The 17,102-nt window shown below is 56.1% G+C and carries 19 protein-coding genes and 3 tRNA genes; 13 read left to right on the forward strand and 9 right to left on the reverse strand.

The window, feature by feature from the left end; translation table 11 throughout:
* Positions 1 to 32 precede the first annotated feature (32 nt).
* Together RBH33_RS02290 and RBH33_RS02295 are read left to right on the forward strand one after the other, a co-directional pair.
* Complete coding sequence (locus RBH33_RS02290) at positions 33 to 620, forward strand: DNA-J related domain-containing protein (protein ID WP_306730502.1); 588 nt, start codon at positions 33 to 35, stop codon at positions 618 to 620.
* On the forward strand, positions 620 to 1,375 hold the full coding sequence (locus tag RBH33_RS02295; protein ID WP_306730503.1) for a spermidine synthase: 756 nt from the start codon (positions 620 to 622) through the stop codon (positions 1,373 to 1,375). Before RBH33_RS02290 ends, RBH33_RS02295 begins: the two co-directional genes overlap by 1 nt.
* 5 nt (positions 1,376 to 1,380) lie before the next feature.
* Here RBH33_RS02295 and RBH33_RS02300 read toward each other — a convergent pair whose 3' ends face one another.
* The 7 genes from RBH33_RS02300 to RBH33_RS02330 form a co-directional block, all read right to left on the reverse strand.
* A complete protein-coding gene (locus tag RBH33_RS02300; RefSeq protein WP_306730504.1) occupies positions 1,381 to 2,427 on the reverse strand; it encodes a methyltransferase in 1,047 nt (348 codons plus the stop codon).
* Entirely contained in the window at positions 2,427 to 3,116 is a 690-nt protein-coding gene (locus tag RBH33_RS02305) for a pseudouridine synthase (protein ID WP_306730505.1), read from the reverse strand. Before RBH33_RS02305 ends, RBH33_RS02300 begins: the two co-directional genes overlap by 1 nt.
* A 27-nt stretch (positions 3,117 to 3,143) precedes the next feature.
* Positions 3,144 to 3,485, reverse strand: a complete 342-nt coding sequence (locus tag RBH33_RS02310; RefSeq protein WP_306730506.1) for a hypothetical protein — start codon at positions 3,483 to 3,485, stop codon at positions 3,144 to 3,146.
* Between the two features lie 29 nt (positions 3,486 to 3,514).
* Complete coding sequence (folD, locus tag RBH33_RS02315; protein WP_306730507.1) at positions 3,515 to 4,369, reverse strand: bifunctional methylenetetrahydrofolate dehydrogenase/methenyltetrahydrofolate cyclohydrolase FolD; 855 nt, start codon at positions 4,367 to 4,369, stop codon at positions 3,515 to 3,517.
* A 130-nt stretch (positions 4,370 to 4,499) separates the two neighbouring features.
* Positions 4,500 to 4,575 (reverse strand) — tRNA-His (locus RBH33_RS02320).
* A gap of 105 nt (positions 4,576 to 4,680) precedes the next feature.
* Positions 4,681 to 4,757 (reverse strand) — tRNA-Arg (locus RBH33_RS02325).
* Positions 4,758 to 4,787: 30 nt separating this feature from the next.
* Positions 4,788 to 4,864, reverse strand: a tRNA-Pro gene (locus RBH33_RS02330).
* Positions 4,865 to 5,058: 194 nt separating this feature from the next.
* On the opposite strand from RBH33_RS02330, the gene RBH33_RS02335 reads away from it, so the two are divergent.
* The 6 genes from RBH33_RS02335 (at position 5,059) to RBH33_RS02360 (ending at position 9,931) form a co-directional block, all read left to right on the forward strand.
* Positions 5,059 to 5,559: a flavin reductase family protein gene (locus RBH33_RS02335; RefSeq protein WP_306730508.1), complete on the forward strand. Its 501-nt coding sequence runs from the start codon at positions 5,059 to 5,061 to the stop codon at positions 5,557 to 5,559.
* A 508-nt stretch (positions 5,560 to 6,067) separates the two neighbouring features.
* Entirely contained in the window at positions 6,068 to 7,087 is a 1,020-nt protein-coding gene (locus RBH33_RS02340) for an NAD(P)H-dependent glycerol-3-phosphate dehydrogenase (RefSeq protein ID WP_306730509.1), read from the forward strand.
* Positions 7,087 to 7,557: a DUF4389 domain-containing protein gene (locus RBH33_RS02345; protein WP_306730510.1), complete on the forward strand. Its 471-nt coding sequence runs from the start codon at positions 7,087 to 7,089 to the stop codon at positions 7,555 to 7,557. The genes RBH33_RS02340 and RBH33_RS02345 overlap by 1 nt, the downstream gene beginning before the upstream one ends.
* A 14-nt stretch (positions 7,558 to 7,571) precedes the next feature.
* The gene (sixA, locus tag RBH33_RS02350) at positions 7,572 to 8,036 is read left to right on the forward strand and encodes a phosphohistidine phosphatase SixA (RefSeq protein WP_306730511.1); all 465 of its coding nucleotides are present in this window, start codon (positions 7,572 to 7,574) and stop codon (positions 8,034 to 8,036) included.
* 87 nt (positions 8,037 to 8,123) lie between these two features.
* A complete protein-coding gene (locus tag RBH33_RS02355; protein ID WP_306730512.1) occupies positions 8,124 to 8,996 on the forward strand; it encodes an alpha/beta fold hydrolase in 873 nt (290 codons plus the stop codon).
* 17 nt (positions 8,997 to 9,013) lie between these two features.
* Positions 9,014 to 9,931: a DUF4892 domain-containing protein gene (locus tag RBH33_RS02360; RefSeq protein WP_306730513.1), complete on the forward strand. Its 918-nt coding sequence runs from the start codon at positions 9,014 to 9,016 to the stop codon at positions 9,929 to 9,931.
* A gap of 49 nt (positions 9,932 to 9,980) precedes the next feature.
* On the opposite strand, the gene folE is transcribed toward RBH33_RS02360, so the two are convergent.
* Positions 9,981 to 10,520: a GTP cyclohydrolase I FolE gene (gene folE, locus RBH33_RS02365; protein WP_306730514.1), complete on the reverse strand. Its 540-nt coding sequence runs from the start codon at positions 10,518 to 10,520 to the stop codon at positions 9,981 to 9,983.
* Between the two features lie 387 nt (positions 10,521 to 10,907).
* Here folE and prmB point away from each other — a divergent pair, with 387 nt between their 5' ends.
* The 4 genes from prmB to RBH33_RS02385 are packed head-to-tail and all read left to right on the forward strand — an operon-like array spanning position 10,908 to position 14,928.
* Complete coding sequence (gene prmB, locus RBH33_RS02370) at positions 10,908 to 11,831, forward strand: 50S ribosomal protein L3 N(5)-glutamine methyltransferase (protein WP_306730515.1); 924 nt, start codon at positions 10,908 to 10,910, stop codon at positions 11,829 to 11,831.
* Between the two features lie 36 nt (positions 11,832 to 11,867).
* Positions 11,868 to 12,971: a chorismate synthase gene (aroC, locus tag RBH33_RS02375; RefSeq protein ID WP_306730516.1), complete on the forward strand. Its 1,104-nt coding sequence runs from the start codon at positions 11,868 to 11,870 to the stop codon at positions 12,969 to 12,971.
* A gap of 11 nt (positions 12,972 to 12,982) precedes the next feature.
* Positions 12,983 to 14,155 carry an MFS transporter gene (locus tag RBH33_RS02380; protein WP_306730517.1) on the forward strand — a complete coding sequence of 391 codons (1,173 nt, stop codon included), beginning with the start codon at positions 12,983 to 12,985 and terminating at the stop codon, positions 14,153 to 14,155.
* The gene (locus RBH33_RS02385; RefSeq protein WP_306730518.1) at positions 14,152 to 14,928 is read left to right on the forward strand and encodes an amidohydrolase; all 777 of its coding nucleotides are present in this window, start codon (positions 14,152 to 14,154) and stop codon (positions 14,926 to 14,928) included. The genes RBH33_RS02380 and RBH33_RS02385 overlap by 4 nt, the downstream gene beginning before the upstream one ends.
* A gap of 129 nt (positions 14,929 to 15,057) precedes the next feature.
* On the opposite strand, the gene RBH33_RS02390 is transcribed toward RBH33_RS02385, so the two are convergent.
* Positions 15,058 to 15,789, reverse strand: a complete 732-nt coding sequence (locus tag RBH33_RS02390; RefSeq protein ID WP_306730519.1) for a TIGR04219 family outer membrane beta-barrel protein — start codon at positions 15,787 to 15,789, stop codon at positions 15,058 to 15,060.
* Between the two features lie 300 nt (positions 15,790 to 16,089).
* On the opposite strand from RBH33_RS02390, the gene RBH33_RS02395 reads away from it, so the two are divergent.
* Positions 16,090 to 17,001, forward strand: a complete 912-nt coding sequence (locus RBH33_RS02395) for a sugar phosphate isomerase/epimerase family protein (RefSeq protein WP_306730520.1) — start codon at positions 16,090 to 16,092, stop codon at positions 16,999 to 17,001.
* Positions 17,002 to 17,102: the final 101 nt, after the last annotated feature.

The following is a 17,102-nucleotide window of genomic DNA, read 5'->3' on the forward strand; positions in this document are numbered from 1 at the left end:
CCTGACCTGCACCCTCCAATCTTGGAGGGCATATGCCTGAAGAAAATCCGCTCCTCCCCGCCATTGAAGAATTGCTGGGAGAGGGCTTTGCCCTGAGCGAATATCGCCTCATTCAACGGCTCAAGGAGCAGGGGTTGGTGGCGCCGGATTACAGCTTCTCACCGCTTTCGCTTTTCCAAGTGCACTTTTGCGTTTTCAACGCCCTCTACCAAATCCAAGCGCGCTTAATGGACCAGGGGCAGGCCCTGGTGATTTCCCCGCTGAGCATCTACGTTCGACCGCTGGATGAGGAGGGGCGGGGTGCTGCTCTAGCGGAACTGGAAGATCAGCCCCTGCGCACGTTTTATCTGGACTGGAACCATTACCACCAGGCGACGGAGGGCAGCGTTGAGGATTTGCTGCGGGACTTTTGGAGAAGATACGCCCGTTTGGGTGTCGCGGGTCAGGAGGAGCGTCAGCGGGCGCTGGCGGAGCTTGGTTTGGAGGACCCGGTCACCCCGGCAGAGATCAAGCAGCGCTACCGCCGGCTGGCCATGGAGCACCACCCGGATCGGGGCGGCAGTGCGGAGCGGCTGCGTATGATCAACGACGCTCTGGCGGTGTTGGAGTCTAAAGGCTGATGGCGCTGCTTTGGTTCCACCAGGATCAAGACGGTAACCGCTACGAGGTGCGCAGCGCCGGCAGTAGTTTGCGTTTGTACACTAACGGCGTTTTCCATAGCCAATACAACCCCCGACAGCCTATGGGCGGTGGTATTTGGGACCTTCTTTTACTCGCTGCTTTTTTACGCCCGCCCACGGGAAACGAGCGCGTACTGGTGTTGGGCGTGGGTGGTGGCGCTGTGATCAGGCAATGGAATGATTTTTTGAAACCGGCGCTGATTGTTGGGGTGGAGTTGAATCCGGTGCACTTGGATGTGGCGCGTGCGCATTTTCAGGTGGCTGCACCCAACGTTACTCTTCTGGAAGCGGACGCCCGCTTGTGGCTGGAGGCCTACGATGGTCCTGGCTTTGATGTGGTGATTGATGATCTTTTTGGCGATAAGGATGGCGAGCCCGCCCGTGCGGTGGCCGCTGATGCGCCTTGGTGTCACTCGCTGCGTCGCTTGTTAAATCCCGGCGGCAGGCTGGTGATGAATTTTGACAGCGCCGCCGGGCTAACCCGTTCAGCGCCCGTGGTGAATCCCCAAGTCCGCCGCCACTTTGCCACTGGCCTGGACCTGAGTATCCGCCACTACGCCAACCACATTGGGGTTTTTTGTCGGGAAAAACCGGATCTCAACGCGTTTGCTCAGCGGTTGCAAACCGTGCCGGCGCTGGATCGACGCCGCCAGGATTGTCGGCTGGATTTCAGGCTGGAGCGGTTGTTTGGTTGATCGCTTTAGAGGCGCTGCAGTTGAATAACTTTAAAGCGACCGTTATTGCCAAGAGTCTTAACCCTAAAGCGCTCAGCGGCCAAGTTCTCCAGGGGGATAAAGGCGTTGACGACAAATATGGCCACGCCCGAGGGGCTCAGTAGACGCTGTGTGGCCTTTAGGAATCGTTGGGTTAGCTCGCCGCTGACGGAGAAGCCCTGATGGAAAGGCGGGTTACACAGAACTACATCAAAACGCTCTTGTAGGTGATCCCCGCAATCCGCTGCGATAACCTCAGCGTCCAGATGGTTTTCCCGACAGTTAACTTCTGCCAGCGCCACCGCCGCCGCATTGTTGTCGGTTAGCACCCGGCGCGTCATGGGCAGATCGCGGGTCATCAGTGCCAAATACCCGTAGCCACAGCCCAGGTCGAGCAGTGAGCGAGGGGCCTCGGTCAAGGCCGACAAGGCGTCGGGCAGCTTGGAGACTAAGTACTCGCTGCCTTGGTCCACTTTATCCCAGCCAAACAACCCCGGTTTGCTGAACACCCGCAAGTCGTCTTGCTCAATAATTGGGCGCTCGCGGGTATAGTCATTGTCATCCAGCGGCTGACCCTGGTCGGTTTTCCGCTCAAGTATTGCGGCGTAGGCCGGGCCGATTTTTTTGAGGTTTTTTGAGCAGCCGAATAGCTGTGCGGCTTTATCCGCGTAGGTTTTGATGCCTTCGTTTTTTTGCCCGCACAGAAACAATTCACCGCCGGGCACAAGCACCCGCTTGGCCTCATTGATGATGTGATGGACCAGGGGCTTTTCTTTGGATATTCGGTAAAAAACCCGCGGCACCGATTGATCCGCGTGGGCTGAAAAATCGAAATCACTAAACTCGCACGCTAAATTTAGCGCTTGAGCCTGGGCAAACACGTCGTAACGATTGGTAATAACCCGGGGCTTTGCTGTCCAGTCCGCCGTGGCGGGCAGTAGGTCGAACCAGTGCTCATCGCTGCACCATAGGCTGCGTTCACAGCTACGGTTTTGCAATTGTTCAAGTAGCCACTGAGCGGCGGTATCAGCCATTACACACTCGCAATTTCATCGGCAGTCAAATGTCGCCACTGGCCGGGGGCCAGCGCTGGGTCCAGTTCAATGGCGCCTATGGATTGCCGGTGTAAGGTCACCACGCGATTGCCCAGTGCACCGAACAGACGCTTGACCTGATGGTAGCGTCCTTCCTGAATATCCAACAACGCGGTATGGCTGTCCAGAATCTGCAAATGGGCGGGCAGGCAGGGGTGCTTGTCACCGCGCAGGTGCATGCCAGCAGCCAATTGCTCGACAGCTCCCTCAGAAATGGGCTCAGCGGTGGTGACACGATAAACCTTGGAGCAACGGTGCCTGGGTGAGGTGATGCGGTGGTTCCATTGGCCGTCGTCGGTGAGCAACAGCAGACCGGTAGTGTCCTTGTCCAGCCGCCCAACGATTTGCAGGCCGCTTTTATGGTCTGAGTCGATCAGATCCAACACACAGGGTTGATTGGCGTCAGTGCGCGCACAGAGCACATCGGACGGTTTGTGCAGCATGAGGTAACGCTTTCCCGGGGCGGCCAAAAGCCGCCCTTGCAGAGTCACCTGATCCTGTTGGTCGATGTGTTCTCTCGGCAGTTTGGCAACGACGCCATTCACCAAAACCTCGCCACGCCGAATGGCGATGTGGATTTGGCTGCGAGACAGGTCGCTGCTGTGCCCGATGAATTTATCCAGTCGCATAGTACTCGTCGGGCAGGGCAGCCCGCGTTAGTGGTAATGGTGAGTTGTTGACTCGCTCGGTACGGTGTCCGTGTCGTTGGAGGGCTCGCACTCCCAGCCCCACTGTTCCTGATCGGAGGCGAAACGTTCAGCTTGGCTTTCGCAAAAGCCGGGCTCATTCTGCGCTCGCCACAACGTCTCTGACTCGCCGTCCTTGTGGTAGCGAACCTCGCAGGGCAGGGTGCGCTCGGGGTTGCGGTACACCACTTCGATGACGCGTTCACTGTCGCCAGACGTACAGACGAAGCGTGGCGCCTCGTTGGTGTCAGCGGTGACGGTGGTGGCTATAAACAATGAAAGGCTAGCGAGTACAAACATAGCTAAACGCATAGGGAGTTCCTTCTTATGGTTTTCTTCAGTTATTCAGAGGCCAAACTTTTTTCGCCGGATTCCACCGTTTGGTAAATCAGCGTGTTAATGGTCATGGGGCCGACACCGCCAGGCACAGGTGTGTAAGCCGCTACGCGCTCAGTGAGCGGACCCAGCTCGATATCACCAACGCGCTCACTGGGGTGGTAACCCGCATCCACGACTACGGCGCCGTCTTTGATCCACTCGGCTTTAATAAATTCGGGTTTGCCCACCGCGCCCACTACAATGTCCGCCTGTTTAATCAGTGCGGGCAAATCGCGCGTTCTGCTGTGGCAAATGGTGACCGTAGCGTTGGCGTTAAGCAGCATCATGGCCATGGGCTTGCCGAGAATGGGGCTGCGCCCAACCACCACCGCGTGCTGGCCAGCCAGAGGGATTTCATAAGCTTGCAACAAACGCATAATGCCCATGGGCGTGGCGCAACCATACGCGGGCTCGCCCATGCTCATGCGCCCAAAGCCCAGGCAAGTAACGCCATCCACATCTTTCTTGGCGCTAATGGCGTCAAAGCAAAGGCGTTCATCAATTTGTTCGGGGACCGGGTGTTGGAGCAGGATACCGTGAACGTTTGGATCCGTATTGAGCTCTTCAATTTTGGCCAGAAGTTGCTCGGTGGAGGTGGAGCTTGGCAGCTCTACACGCAGTGATTTCATGCCAATGCGCTCGCAGGCATTGCCTTTCATTTTTACATAAGTGGCGGACGCTGGGTCATCACCCACCAGAATGGTGGCCAGGATAGGCGGCTCGCCCTGGTTGCGCTGTTTGAGCGCCTCAACTCGTTGGGCCAGTTCCAGTTCGGTTTTCTGAGCAAGTGTTTTGCCATCAAGCAGAAGTGCGGGCATGGGGCCAAGTACCTTTTGGTCGCGGATAACGAAGCGCGGTATTGTCCCACAAGCCTTTGGATCGAGCCAAGGCATTTATGAAGGGCAAAGTTGCAAAGAAAGTAGCAAAAAGAGGATGGGTAGGGGAAATTGGGGTGGCTGACGGGGCTCGAACCCGCGACCACTGGAATCACAATCCAGGGCTCTACCAACTGAGCTACAGCCACCATTGCGGTGTGACAAACACTAAGGGCCTGAGTGGCCCCAAAATTCTCCTCGAGAGGAGAGTCCGGATCAGTACCGGGCTACCACTGGCATTGTGCGCCAAAAATTGGCGCGCCCGGCAGGACTCGAACCTGCGACCATCCGCTTAGAAGGCGGATGCTCTATCCAGCTGAGCTACGGGCGCGTGGCTGGACCCCTCGCAGGCCCGTGAAAATGGTCGGAGTGGAGGGATTCGAACCCCCGACATTCTGCTCCCAAAGCAGACGCGCTACCAGGCTGCGCTACACTCCGGCAAAAACATGATACGCCATATTTTGCGAGGTGCGCATGATACCCATGCCCATATCGCCCGTCAACGGCCAAAAGAGATATTGGTGCAAATAGGGTCGGCCCAGCGTGCCTCAGTGCGCGCTTTTGGGGTGCGGCTCTTGTTTCCTCTAGCGGGCGTCGTCAGAATAGCGGATTAATTTTTTAGCGGAGGCACTATGCAAGAACACGAGTTGGGCACAGCAATGAAAATGGGTATGCGCCGCCTGGCCTCGGGTGTTTCCGTTCTATCGGCTCGTACTGAACACGGAGACCGCTTTGCTATGACCGTCTCATCGGTCACCTCCGTTTCAGACACTCCGGCCTCACTTCTGGTCTGTGTTAACAAACAAGTGGCCCTGGAGGGGCACGTGTCGACCTTGGGCAGTCACTTCACGGTAAATATACTCGGCACGGACCAGCGGGATATTTCCAACGCCTGTGCCGGTATGGAAGGCTACCAGGATCGCTTTAGCCTGGGGGACTGGCGGGAGGGTTCGGATCAGGTTCCCTATCTGGCGGATGCCCAGGCGGTCTTCTTTTGCGCTTCGGACAAAGTGGTAAGCTACGGCACCCACCACATCGTCATAGGCCGAATCTTTGACGTACTCATTGGCCCTTTGGCGCTCGATCCTCTTGTCTATCTGGACGGTGGTTATGGCTCAGTGCACAAAGACTGAGCACAGTAACCCTGGAAAGCTGTCATCGAATTCAAAACTGACCGTTTGTGGAAGCAAGCGCCGCCAGAAATTGGTTCAAAATAAGATGACAGATACTGTCATCTTATTCTTGCAATATGAAACTTTTGAGGCTACGGGAGTTTTGCGGTTAAGAGACACTAACTCGTTTATGCACACCTCAGGTGCGTGCCGTGTCAATGGCTTGGCGTCGGTGTAAAAAAACGTAATTTAGTCTGCCAAACAAGCGTAACTTATTGATAAATATAGAGAAAATAAATAAGGTTAAATTTTGGACAATTTGTAGAGTGGGCAGGATTGATGCGGCTTTCGGCGGGTTTCCCAAAATGTATCCACTAACTTATCCACAGAAAATGTGGACAATCGTCATGTGAATCCCGTTGGGCAAAAAAGTGACAGTTTTCCTCGAGGTTATTACCTTGCCACCCGGTTCGGGCTACACTAATAACCATTAGGCAGGATCCTCACCGACATGATGGATGTATAAATTATGACTGAAGCTCTGACATGGGCAGTTCTCGGTGGCGGCAGCTTTGGTACCGCCATTGCCAATATCCTCGCCGCGAATGGTCTCCCCACTTATTTGTGGATGCGTGATTCCGAAAAAGCCGAGCGCTGTCAACGCGAACGCGAGAACGCCCAGTACCTCCCCGGTTACCCTTTCGTTGATGCGTTAACGGCAACGGGGGATCTCGAACTGGCGTTAAAGAATAGCCAGGTGGTGTTTCTATCGGTTCCCACCCATGGCTTTCGGGGCATGGCAAAGGAGATACGCCCCTGGTTACGCGCTGATGCCATGGTGATCAGTACCGCCAAGGGTATTGAACCCGAAGGCTTTACGCTCATGAGCCAGATTCTGGAGCAAGAGTTGCCGGATCACCGCTACGGAGTTTTGAGCGGCCCGAACTTTGCTAAAGAGATCGTGGCACGCCAACACACGGGCACCGTGATTGCCAGTGAGCACGCCGAAGTTGTGGAGGCGGTACAAAAAAGTCTGCGTTCGGAAACCTTTCGGGTTTACTCCAACAGTGACCGCTATGGGGTTGAGTTGGGTGGCGCGCTCAAGAATATCTATGCGATCATCTGCGGCATGGCCGCTGCCGTAGGCGCTGGCCATAACACTCAGGCGATGCTTCTAACCCGTAGCCTTGCGGAAATGGGGCGCTTTGCCAGCGCCATGGGGGCGAATCCCATGACCTTTTTGGGCTTGGCCGGAGTGGGGGATTTGATTCTGACTTGCACCTCCAATTTGAGCCGGAACTACCAAGTCGGTTACGCTCTGGGGCAGGGCAAGCCGCTGTCGGAGGTTGTGGCCGGTTTGGGGCAGGTGGCCGAAGGTGTAAATACCTTGAAACAGACCAAACAGAAAGCGGATGAGATGGGAATATACATGCCATTGATGTCCGGGTTATACGGCGTGCTGTTCGAAGGCAAAGCCATACCCGACGTGGTACGACAACTGATGTTGGGTGAACAAAGCCACGACGTGGAATACATGGGAGTACAATAATGAATAGCGAAGAATTAAAAAGTAATTTGACGTCCGGTACACATTGGTTGCGGCTCCTGTTTATGGTGCTGTTTGCCTTTATTTTGTACGTGGCCGTGATTGTCATGGCTGCGGTCGTGGTACTGCAGTTTTTGTTTTCTCTGATTACCGGTCGGGATAATCGCAACTTGCGCGAGTTTGGGCAATCGCTTGCGCAGTACATCTATCAGACACTACGTTTTCTAACGTATAACCGAGAGGACAAGCCGTTCCCGTTTGATGACTGGCCGGCAACGGAGGAAAGTACGGCTCCACCTCCTGCTTCTGCACGTAAGCCGCGCCCACGCGCCTCACGCGCCAAAGGAGCGGTAACCAAACGCGGCACCTCGGCCAAAGCGGCCGCCAAAACCAAGGCGCCGAAGCCGCCTACCGCTGAGGCGCCTCCAGAGGAGCCCACAAACAAGCCGCCTACCGACAAGCCAAACACCTGAGTGTGGGGGAGCTTATGAAGCTTTTTGTACTGCGTCATGGACGAGCCGAGCCCCATGCACTTACCGACGCCCAGCGTCGACTCACGCCGTCGGGCCGAGAGGACCTGGCGCGCTTGCTGTCCAGTTGTCGGGACAAGCTTGAATCGGTGGAGGAGTTGTGGGTGAGCCCCCTGGTGCGCGCACGCCAAAGCGCGGAAGTGGTTTGCGAAGTACTCGGGCGGCAGGTGCCGACTCAAGTGACGGAAACCCTCGTGCCCGAGGCGGATCTGGACGGGCTTTACCAGCAAATGTACAACAGCCATTGCGAAACTTTGATGTTGGTTAGCCATCAACCGTTGGTGGGTGAGCTGGTAAACGACTTGTGTGGAACCGAGCCCGGTTACCACCCATTGGGGACCTCCACATTGGCGTGTATCGAAATGGAGTTTGCCGCGTCCGGCATGGGCGAATTACTGTGGCTGCGTCACCCGCTTATGTAGGCCTCGGAGCTCATAACCGTAAGTCATTCTTGGAATTTAAACCTGTTACACTCCGGGGCTGGTACGAAGGCTAAGAGGTGAGGTTTGATGCCACGGGAGCTCAGGTTAGATGTCGATGGTTTGTCATTCGCGGCCCAGGATTGGGGTGCGGAGGGACAGATGCCCGTTATGGCCTTACACGGTTGGTTGGACAATAGCGCCAGCTTCAATGTTATCGCCCCTCAGCTAACCGGATTGCACCTGGTCGCCCTGGACCTGGCCGGTCACGGCCAAAGTGACCACCGCCCCGGTTCGGCGCCCTACAACATCTGGGAAGACGTGGCTGAAGTATTCGCCATTGCGGATCAGTTGGGGTGGGAGCGTTTTGCCCTTTTGGGCCACTCACGCGGCGCCATGATTGGCATGCTAGCCGCGGGTACCTTTCCCGAGCGAATCTCACATCTGGCCCTGGTCGAAGGGCTGTGGCCAAAACCACCTACTGCTGCTGATGCCCCCGGGCAGCTCGCTCGTTCTATCTCCGAGGGGCGCGCCCTGGCATGCAAACCCCTGCGCGTGTATAAAGATCTGGATCGCGCTGTACGTGCTCGTGAGCGCGGTATGTTCCCGCTCAGTTATCAAGCCGCCAGTGCCCTCACAGAACGAGGAGTCCGGCCGGTCGAAGGGGGGTATACCTGGAGTACCGATCAACGCCTCTTTGCTCCTTCGGCGGTCAAGTTGACCGAGGACCATATCAAAGCATTTATTCAGCGTATTGAGGCCCCCGTTAAACTGATACTGGCGGAGGAGGGGATTCCCGAAATGTTTCCGCATTACCGTGAAGCTTTAGATTTATTCTCACCCTTGAATATGGAATTACTGCCCGGCGGACATCATTTGCATATGGAAGAGCAGGCGGACAAAGTTGCCACTATCTTGCAGCCATTTTTTGACACTGCCACCGCCGTGGCCGTAGACGATTAACTAAAGAGAGGTTTCCCTTGGCGTTTGCACGTTACGCAGTCATTGTTTGGGCGGTTTTTTTGCTAACCAGTCATGCCCAGGCGCGTTCGGTAGAAGACCCCCTGGGATTAGAGGTTTTTCCCGGTGCGCGCACATTGCTTGATCAGCGTCAGGCTAATGCCGACTACACCTTGGCGCTGGGGTTATTTCGTCGCTCAGGAAATCAGTGGCAGATACAAAGGGAGCGGCGCTTGAAAGGCACGGTGATTCGCAGAACACTGGAATTGTCATCGGGTTACAGCGCGCCGGAGGGATTTGATTTTTATCGTGAGCAACTACAGCCTTTTTCACCCCGTCAGTTATTCTCTTGCACAGGTCGGGAATGTGGCAGTAGCAGCCGCTGGGCGAATCAGCATTTCAACGTAATTCAATTGCACGGCCTGGACCAGTATCAACATTATGCCGTGTATGAGTTAACTCGCGCCCAGCGCACGTATTATGTCACCTTGTATTCGGTGCAGCGTGGCAACCGCCGTGTGTATATGCAGGTGGACTTAGTGGTACCGACCGTAAGCGCGGAGGAGGAGATTGCCTCCGATCCGGCCAGTCTAGCGAACCAGCTGCGCTCCCAGGGTTATTTTGTGTTTCCCGGTTTGACCGTTACCGGAACCGTGGATGAGCGTGAAGTCCTGTTGTCAGAGGCTCACGTCGACGTGCTAGTGGAACTGTTAGAGCAGGAATCCGATTGGCGTTTAGCCTTAGTGGGGCATGACTACGGTGGTACGGATTTGGATGGTCAGCGGCGGGCGTCGTTACAATACGCCCAGGCGCTTCAAGCGGCGTTGCAAGAGGAGGGTGTTGAGAGCGGCCGCCTGGAAGCTTTTGGTCTGGGAGGGCTGGCGCCCGCGCGCCGGGGGGAGCGGAGCGCGCGGGTAGAGGTTGTGCTGCTACCTTAGCAGGCTATGGGAATGACACCCTAGTCGTGTGGAATGATGTACGGCGCTGTTAACGCAACAGAGACAAAAACTCGCCACGGGTCGCCTGGTTACTGCGGAAGCTACCCAGCATGGCGGAGGTTTTCATGGTGGAATTCTGTTTCTCTACACCGCGCATCATCATGCACATATGCTTAGCTTCGATAATAACGCCCACGCCTGACGCGCCGGTTATGTCCAGAATGGAATTGGCGATTTGCAGCGTTAACTGTTCCTGAATCTGTAGCCGGCGGGCGAACATATCGACAATCCGCGCAATCTTGGACAGTCCCAATACGTGACCGGTAGGAATGTAGGCCACGTGCGCCTTGCCAATAAATGGCAACATGTGGTGCTCGCACATGGAGTAAAGCTCAATGTCCTTAACGATGATCATTTCGTCAGAGTCGGAAGGAAATAGCGCGCCGTTGACCACATCATCGATGTTCTGATGATAGCCTCGGGTCAAGAATTGAAACGCCTTGGCCGCGCGCTCTGGGGTATCCGCTAGACCGGGGCGATTCAGGTCTTCGCCTACGCTTTTGATGATTTCGGCAAAGTGTTCTTTCATGTTAATTTCCTCGCCCCTGGGGGCATCGTTACGGTCGCGAGTCTCGGCGGGACCCTGAGCGGGCGCTAGACTAAGCGAAAGTGCAATCGGGGTAAAGTGTAGTGTATCCCGCCACTCATTTCATAACTTATAACGGCACCTCTTTCCGCCACTCTGCGTTGCTTTTCTTTGACGTAGGCCCACTATGCCTGCAGAAAAGCGCCTTGATTGGCGAAGAAATCCACTCGCCATAAGTTACAAAATAAGCGGCGGGGTACACTCGCGCTATTCATCAGCTTTGCGTAGCTTTACGGTTATCGCTTGAAAACGGCGTGGCGTGAGCTTACCTGCGCCCAAACAGGTTACAATGCCCCGCCGATCCACCGTTTTTTTTGAGGACCCGAACGCGTGAGCCTTTCTGAGCAGGATATCTGTAGCGAACTCCTTTCCGTACGCGATTACCTCCGCTGGGGAACCAGCCAATTCAATGCCGCTGAGCTGTATTTTGGCCACGGTACCGACAACGCCTGGGACGAAGCGGTGCAATTGGTGCTGCACGCCCTGCATTTGCCGGTACAGGAGGCCAACCCTCTGTGGCTGGACGCCCGCTTGACACTCAGTGAGCGGCGCGCCGTGGTCAATCTGTTGCAGCGGCGAATTCAAGAGCGTGTCCCCGCGGCTTATTTAACGGGTGAGGCTTGGTTTGCCGGCTTGCGATTTCGGGTGGATGAGCGGGTTTTGGTCCCGCGCTCGCCTATCGCCGAATTGATCGAGCAGCGTTTCGAACCCTGGTTGAGTCAGGAACCGGAGCGTATTTTGGATCTGTGTACTGGCAGCGGCTGCATCGGTATTGCGTGTGCCTACGCCTTCCCGGAAGCACGCGTGGACCTGAGCGATATTTCTCCCGACGCGCTGCAAGTCGCGGAACAAAATATTGTGGGCCATCAGTTGGAAGACCGGGTCGAAGCCCGGGAGTCCGACCTGTTTGCAGGGCTAGAAGGCCAGGTGTACGACCTCATTGTCAGCAATCCCCCCTACGTCGATCAGCAGGATCTGGCGGCTATGCCGGCGGAATACCATGCCGAGCCGGCGCTTGGATTGGCCTCCGGCGCCGACGGTCTGGATTTTACCCGCCGGCTGCTTCAGGAGGCCTCAGGCCATCTCAGTGAAGACGGCCTTTTGGTCGTGGAAGTGGGCAATTCACAGGCTGCGTTGGAAGATGCTTTTCCCGAGCTGCCCATGACCTGGGTGGAATTTGAGCGGGGTGGCCATGGGGTTTTTGTGCTCGCCGCGGCGGACCTGCGAGACAGCTTTCCCGCGAGTCACGTATAATCGCCCTCAAACACTCTTTAACTCTTGGATTCCGTTATGTCCGGTAATACCTTTGGCAAACTCTTTACCCTGACCACCTTTGGTGAAAGCCACGGCCCGGCCTTGGGCGCGGTGGTGGACGGCTGCCCGCCCGGATTGAGTCTGTCCGAGGAGGACTTGCAACAGGATCTGGATCGGCGTAAACCCGGTCAATCACGTTATACCACTCAGCGCCGGGAAGCGGATCAGGTGCGCATACTGTCCGGCGTGTTTGAAGGTAAAACCACCGGTACACCCATTGGTTTGTTGATTGAGAACACCGATCAACGCTCCAAAGATTATTCCAATATCAAGGATCAGTTTCGTCCGGCGCACGCGGATTACTCCTATATGCAGAAGTACGGCGTGCGGGATTATCGGGGCGGCGGACGCTCCTCGGCCCGCGAGACTGCCATGCGTGTGGCTGCCGGTGGCATTGCTAAAAAGTATTTGCGTGAACACTTTGGTATTGAAGTGCGCGGTTATTTATCCCAACTGGGTCCCATTGCCATCGAGCAAGTGGACTGGGAACAGATCGATCAAAACCCGTTTTTTTGTCCGGATGCTAGCAAAGTGGCCGCCATGGAAGAGTATATGCAAGCCCTGAACAAAGAGGGCAATTCCGTCGGTGCCAAAATTACCGTAGTGGCAACAGGCGTGAGTCCGGGATTGGGCGAACCGATTTTTGATCGACTCGACGCCGATATCGCTCATGGTCTGATGAGCATCAATGCCGTCAAAGGTGTCGAGATCGGCGCTGGCTTTGCGTCCGTGGCGCAAAAGGGCACTGACCACCGGGACGAGATAACCCCAGAGGGGTTTCTGTCCAACAATGCCGGAGGCATTCTCGGCGGCATCTCCTCCGGCCAGGACATCGTGGCCCACTTGGCCCTCAAGCCCACGTCCAGCTTGCGCATTCCCGGGCGCAGTGTGAACTCACACGGCGAACCCGTGGAGGTGGTTACCACCGGCCGCCATGATCCCTGCGTGGGTATCCGTGCGACGCCCATCGCTGAGGCCATGCTGGCTCTGGTGCTCATGGATCACGCCTTGCGGCAAAGGGCGCAGAACGGTGCGGTGGAACACAGCGTGCCGGTAATTCCCGCCCAGGCAGAGGGTTAGGGCGGCCGCTTATGGTGGCTCGGCGGGACTTGCCGTACTGGCGACTGTCGGGCTTCTATGCGTTTTACTTTGCGGTACTCGGGGCCCTGATTCCCTATTGGGGTCTGTACCTCAAGTCTCTGGGTTATTCCTCGCCACAAATCGGCCTGATCGCCGCCATCATCATGGGCACCAAGGTGGTGGCACCGCTGTTTTGGGGCTGGCTTGCGGAGCATTCAGGCCAGCGCTTGGGGGTAATCCGTCTAGGTAGTTTTCTCGCCTGTCTCACCTTTTTGGGTATCTTTTTTTATCGCTCGGAGTTTGCCTGGCTGGCTCTGGTCGTGGCCTGCTATACCTTCTTTTGGAACGCCGTTTTACCCCAATTCGAAGTTGTCACCTTAGATTATCTGGATCAACATTATGATCGCTATAGCCAAATTAGGCTGTGGGGATCGGTGGGCTTTATTCTGGCCGTGGTCGGTTTGGGCTGGGTGTTCGATGTGGTCGATATTTACCATCTGCCCGTTTTTATCCTCAGTTTTTTGATCATGATTTTGCTGGCCAGCCTCAGTTTGCCGGCCGGCGCCCAACAGAGTTCCGACGAAGTCACGCACAGTCTTCGGCATCTGCTGAGCCAGCCTGCGAGTTTAAGCTTTTTTGCAGTGTGCTTTTTACTGCAGCTAAGTCATGGACCCTACTACACGTTTTACAGTCTGTATTTAGTGGAGCAGTACGGTTATACCCGCTCCGCCACCGGTCTGCTTTGGGCGCTGGGCGTGGTGGCGGAAGTGGGCATTTTTTTGGTGATGCACAAGTTGGTGCGTCGCTGGGGTGTGCGCTATTTGCTCTTGGTTAGCCTGTTACTGACGGCTGTGCGCTGGGTCATGATTGGCTTTGGTGCTGGGAGCTTAGGTGTTCTTTTGCTAGCGCAATTGTTGCACGCGTTCAGTTTTGCGGTGGCGCACGCGATGGCAATTGAGTGGGTTCGGCGGCAGTTTCCAGGGCGGCAGCAGGGGCATGGACAAGCCTTGTACAGCGCCTTGAGTTTTGGCGCAGGCGGTGCCTTGGGCGCCATGTTAAGCGGGTTGGTGTGGGACTTTAGTCCGCAATGGACCTTTGCCGCCGCTGCCGTAGCGGCGTTACTGGCGTATGCTATTGGCTGGTGGGGAATTCGAGACGACAACCCGGGAGCGAGCAAACTATGAACAACTTACGCGTGGCCTTGATCCAAAGCGCAATTGTTGCCCGGGCACCGGAAGCGAACCTGCAGTGGTACGAGGAGCAGATGGCGGGCGCCCAAGGTTGCGATCTGTTGGTACTGCCAGAAGTGTTCACCACCGGTTTTAGCGCCAGTGCCCGGGATTATGCCGAGAGTGTGGACGGCCGTGCCTATCAGTGGATGGCGGACCAGGCACAAAAACTCGGTGCTGTGGTTACCGGCAGTTTGGTGGTGCTGGAAGCCGGTCGATATGTGAACCGGCTGGTGTGGATGCCGCCGGACGGTCGTTATCGGCACTACGATAAGCGGCACCTATTCCGCATGGCCGGGGAGCATCAACGTTTCGCCATGGGGCGGGAGCGGGTGCTCGTGGAGCTGCGTGGCTGGCGAATTCTGCCCCTGGTGTGCTATGACCTGCGCTTCCCGGTGTGGAGTCGCAATCGTAACGATTACGACCTGGCGCTTTACGTGGCGAACTGGCCCGCGGCCCGCGCTTTGCACTGGCAGCGATTATTGCAGGCGCGCGCCATTGAGAATCTCAGTTATGTGGTGGGCGTAAACAGAATTGGCCAGGATGATTCCGGGCAAGCGTACCAGGGAGATACCGGAGTCTACGGACCGGGCGGCGAAGTGTTGCTGGAGGCGGGAGATGAACCGGGTTGCTTTTGTGTCGAGCTGGATGCCAGCCGCTTAAGTGAATACCGGGCGTCGTTTCCCGCTCACTTGGACGCGGATCACTTTGATCTGAAGATGGACTGAGGGCCGGTCCCTGCGAGCTCCCGGCGCTTCGGGATACCTCACGACCCTGTAAGTCGGACCCTACGCGCTCCCGGCGCTTCGGGACACTCCTCACTTCCCTGTGAGTCGTTAATGGCCTTGGGGCGGACCTTAGAATTTAAGCGTAACGGCCGCGTAGGGTCCTTTAAGATCCATGTCTGCGTGAGCACCACCATTGTCCATTTCAACACTCAGCTGACGGTAACCCAGCTCAATGCCGGCATCGATGGCTGAGCGGAAGGTGTAGCCTACATTGGCGCTGACATCGGTGACGCTGTGATCGTTAAAGCTCAAAACATTGCCCTGAGCGCCCACGGACCAGCCGGAGAACGGGAGGCGAAAACGCGCCTGACCGTACACCATGGGAATGGCCTGATCAATGTCCACGGTTTCGGTGAAAGCTTCGCCTTCGGCGCGGATGTAACCGTCGAAGAGACGCAGAGTGAGACCCAGATTCAGAGTTACCCAGTTATCCATGATTTGGTAGTAAAGGGTAAGGTCGGTATGGGTCAAATCCAGATCCGTTGCTACCTCTTCATTGGCAAAGTATGTCTGGTTGTCCAGCGTGAACGTCTGGTCAATTCGGGATGTCTGACTGCTGCTGATGCGAGTATGTTGTACGCGGGCGTTGGGCAGCACGGGCAGAAAGTGCTCGAACGCCAGATAAACGTACATGTTGTCACTTTCTTCCAGCCCCAACTGCTCAGCGCTGATGCTGGGATTACCCACCTGACCACTGTACTCCCCCTGCCAGTAACCGGCGCCAGCATGCAGAGCCAAAAGATCGGCGGAGGCGAAGGGAGAGGCAAGTGCCAGGCCTGTGGCGAGAATAAGCTTTTTCATAGGGTATTTCCTGCAAAGTTGTCATGGGCTGCCGCCAGCGGTGTGTTCTTACTGGCAGAGCAAAAACCGCCCTGTGGTTGATAGTTACGTGCACCTATCTTAGCAGAGGTGGCGGGAAAAAGTGTGATTGGGCTAACTTTGTGATACTCGAATTGTGCCTAAAGCGCGTCTGTGTAGCCGTATGACGTAACTTTGCAGTCGACGCGTTTTCACGTATAAAGGGAGCCTCGCCAGAGGTGGAAGAAGAAAAAACGGCAAGCTTTATACAATTCCAATAAACCCCAAAGAGAGGTCCAATACATGAACACAATCAATCGAAGATCCTTTTTACGGCTGTCCGGTGGTTTGGCATCGGGCACTATGATTGCTGCCAGCATGGGCTCGGCAGCGTTGCTGAGCGCCTGTGGTCGCGAAGAATCCGCCGTTCCAGCCGCCGCTGGTCCGGGCAACAACGGGAATAAGTTTGGCTTGCAGCTGTACACCTTGCGTGATGTGATTCAAGAAGACCCTCGTGCCGTACTGGCTCAAGTGGCGTCCTACGATTATAAGCAGATAGAAAGCTACGAAGGCCCCATGGGGATTTACTGGGGCATGGGCAATACCGGTTTCAAAGAGTATATGGACGAGCTGGGCATGACCATGATCTCCAGCCACGTCAACAATTTTAACGATTTTGATAGCTTCAGCCGCAAGGTGGATGAGGCCGCTGAGATTGGCGTTAAATACCTAATTTGTCCTTACGCCCAACGCAACAGCCTGGACGAGTACCGGACGCTGGCTGAAGAATTCAACCGTGCCGGGGAGATCGCCAAAAACGCGGGTCTGCGCTTTGCCTACCACAACCATGGTTACACGTTTGAGGAGATGGAAGGCCAATATCCCCAAGACCTGCTGATGGAAAACACCGACGCCGACTTGGTGGATTTCGAACTGGATATTTACTGGGTTGCCGCTGTGAATGCCGACCCCGCGCAGTGGTTGCGCAAGTATCCGGGTCGCTTCGCGCTCTCGCACGTTAAAGATATCCGCACAAATGGTCAGCCTCAGTCCACCACTCTGGGTCAGGGTGCCATTGACTGGCCGACCTTGCTGCCGCTGGCGAGAGAGCAGGGCATGGAGTACTTCATCGTGGAGCAGGAAGATTACGAGGGCACAACGCCTTTGCAGGCCGTGGCTGACGGTGCCGAATACATGCGCAGCATCGAGTTCTAACTCGAGTTTCGGAGCTCAGAGGCAATTGTATGGCACGGAGCTGAGCGGGCTGCGCCCTTTGCGGGACCGTCGGAGGCATGGATGCCGACGTCGAGCGTGCA

Origin of the sequence: Marinimicrobium hydrolyticum (assembly GCF_030848505.1) — a bacterium.
GTDB lineage: Bacteria > Pseudomonadota > Gammaproteobacteria > Pseudomonadales > Cellvibrionaceae > JAVDDU01.

Excerpts from the sequence above, each read along its gene's own strand:
- RBH33_RS02290 (WP_306730502.1), top strand. The coding sequence starts at position 33 with ATGCCTGAAGAAAATCCGCTCCTCCCCGCCATTGAAGAATTGCTGGGA.
- RBH33_RS02295 (WP_306730503.1), top strand. The coding sequence starts at position 620 with ATGGCGCTGCTTTGGTTCCACCAGGATCAAGACGGTAACCGCTACGAG.
- RBH33_RS02300 (WP_306730504.1), bottom strand. The coding sequence starts at position 2,427 with ATGGCTGATACCGCCGCTCAGTGGCTACTTGAACAATTGCAAAACCGT.
- RBH33_RS02305 (WP_306730505.1), bottom strand. The coding sequence starts at position 3,116 with ATGCGACTGGATAAATTCATCGGGCACAGCAGCGACCTGTCTCGCAGC.
- RBH33_RS02310 (WP_306730506.1), bottom strand. The coding sequence starts at position 3,485 with ATGCGTTTAGCTATGTTTGTACTCGCTAGCCTTTCATTGTTTATAGCC.
- folD (WP_306730507.1), bottom strand. The coding sequence starts at position 4,369 with ATGCCCGCACTTCTGCTTGATGGCAAAACACTTGCTCAGAAAACCGAA.
- RBH33_RS02335 (WP_306730508.1), top strand. The coding sequence starts at position 5,059 with ATGCAAGAACACGAGTTGGGCACAGCAATGAAAATGGGTATGCGCCGC.
- RBH33_RS02340 (WP_306730509.1), top strand. The coding sequence starts at position 6,068 with ATGACTGAAGCTCTGACATGGGCAGTTCTCGGTGGCGGCAGCTTTGGT.
- RBH33_RS02345 (WP_306730510.1), top strand. The coding sequence starts at position 7,087 with ATGAATAGCGAAGAATTAAAAAGTAATTTGACGTCCGGTACACATTGG.
- sixA (WP_306730511.1), top strand. The coding sequence starts at position 7,572 with ATGAAGCTTTTTGTACTGCGTCATGGACGAGCCGAGCCCCATGCACTT.
- RBH33_RS02355 (WP_306730512.1), top strand. The coding sequence starts at position 8,124 with ATGCCACGGGAGCTCAGGTTAGATGTCGATGGTTTGTCATTCGCGGCC.
- folE (WP_306730514.1), bottom strand. The coding sequence starts at position 10,520 with ATGAAAGAACACTTTGCCGAAATCATCAAAAGCGTAGGCGAAGACCTG.
- aroC (WP_306730516.1), top strand. The coding sequence starts at position 11,868 with ATGTCCGGTAATACCTTTGGCAAACTCTTTACCCTGACCACCTTTGGT.
- RBH33_RS02380 (WP_306730517.1), top strand. The coding sequence starts at position 12,983 with ATGGTGGCTCGGCGGGACTTGCCGTACTGGCGACTGTCGGGCTTCTAT.
- RBH33_RS02385 (WP_306730518.1), top strand. The coding sequence starts at position 14,152 with ATGAACAACTTACGCGTGGCCTTGATCCAAAGCGCAATTGTTGCCCGG.
- RBH33_RS02390 (WP_306730519.1), bottom strand. The coding sequence starts at position 15,789 with ATGAAAAAGCTTATTCTCGCCACAGGCCTGGCACTTGCCTCTCCCTTC.
- RBH33_RS02395 (WP_306730520.1), top strand. The coding sequence starts at position 16,090 with ATGAACACAATCAATCGAAGATCCTTTTTACGGCTGTCCGGTGGTTTG.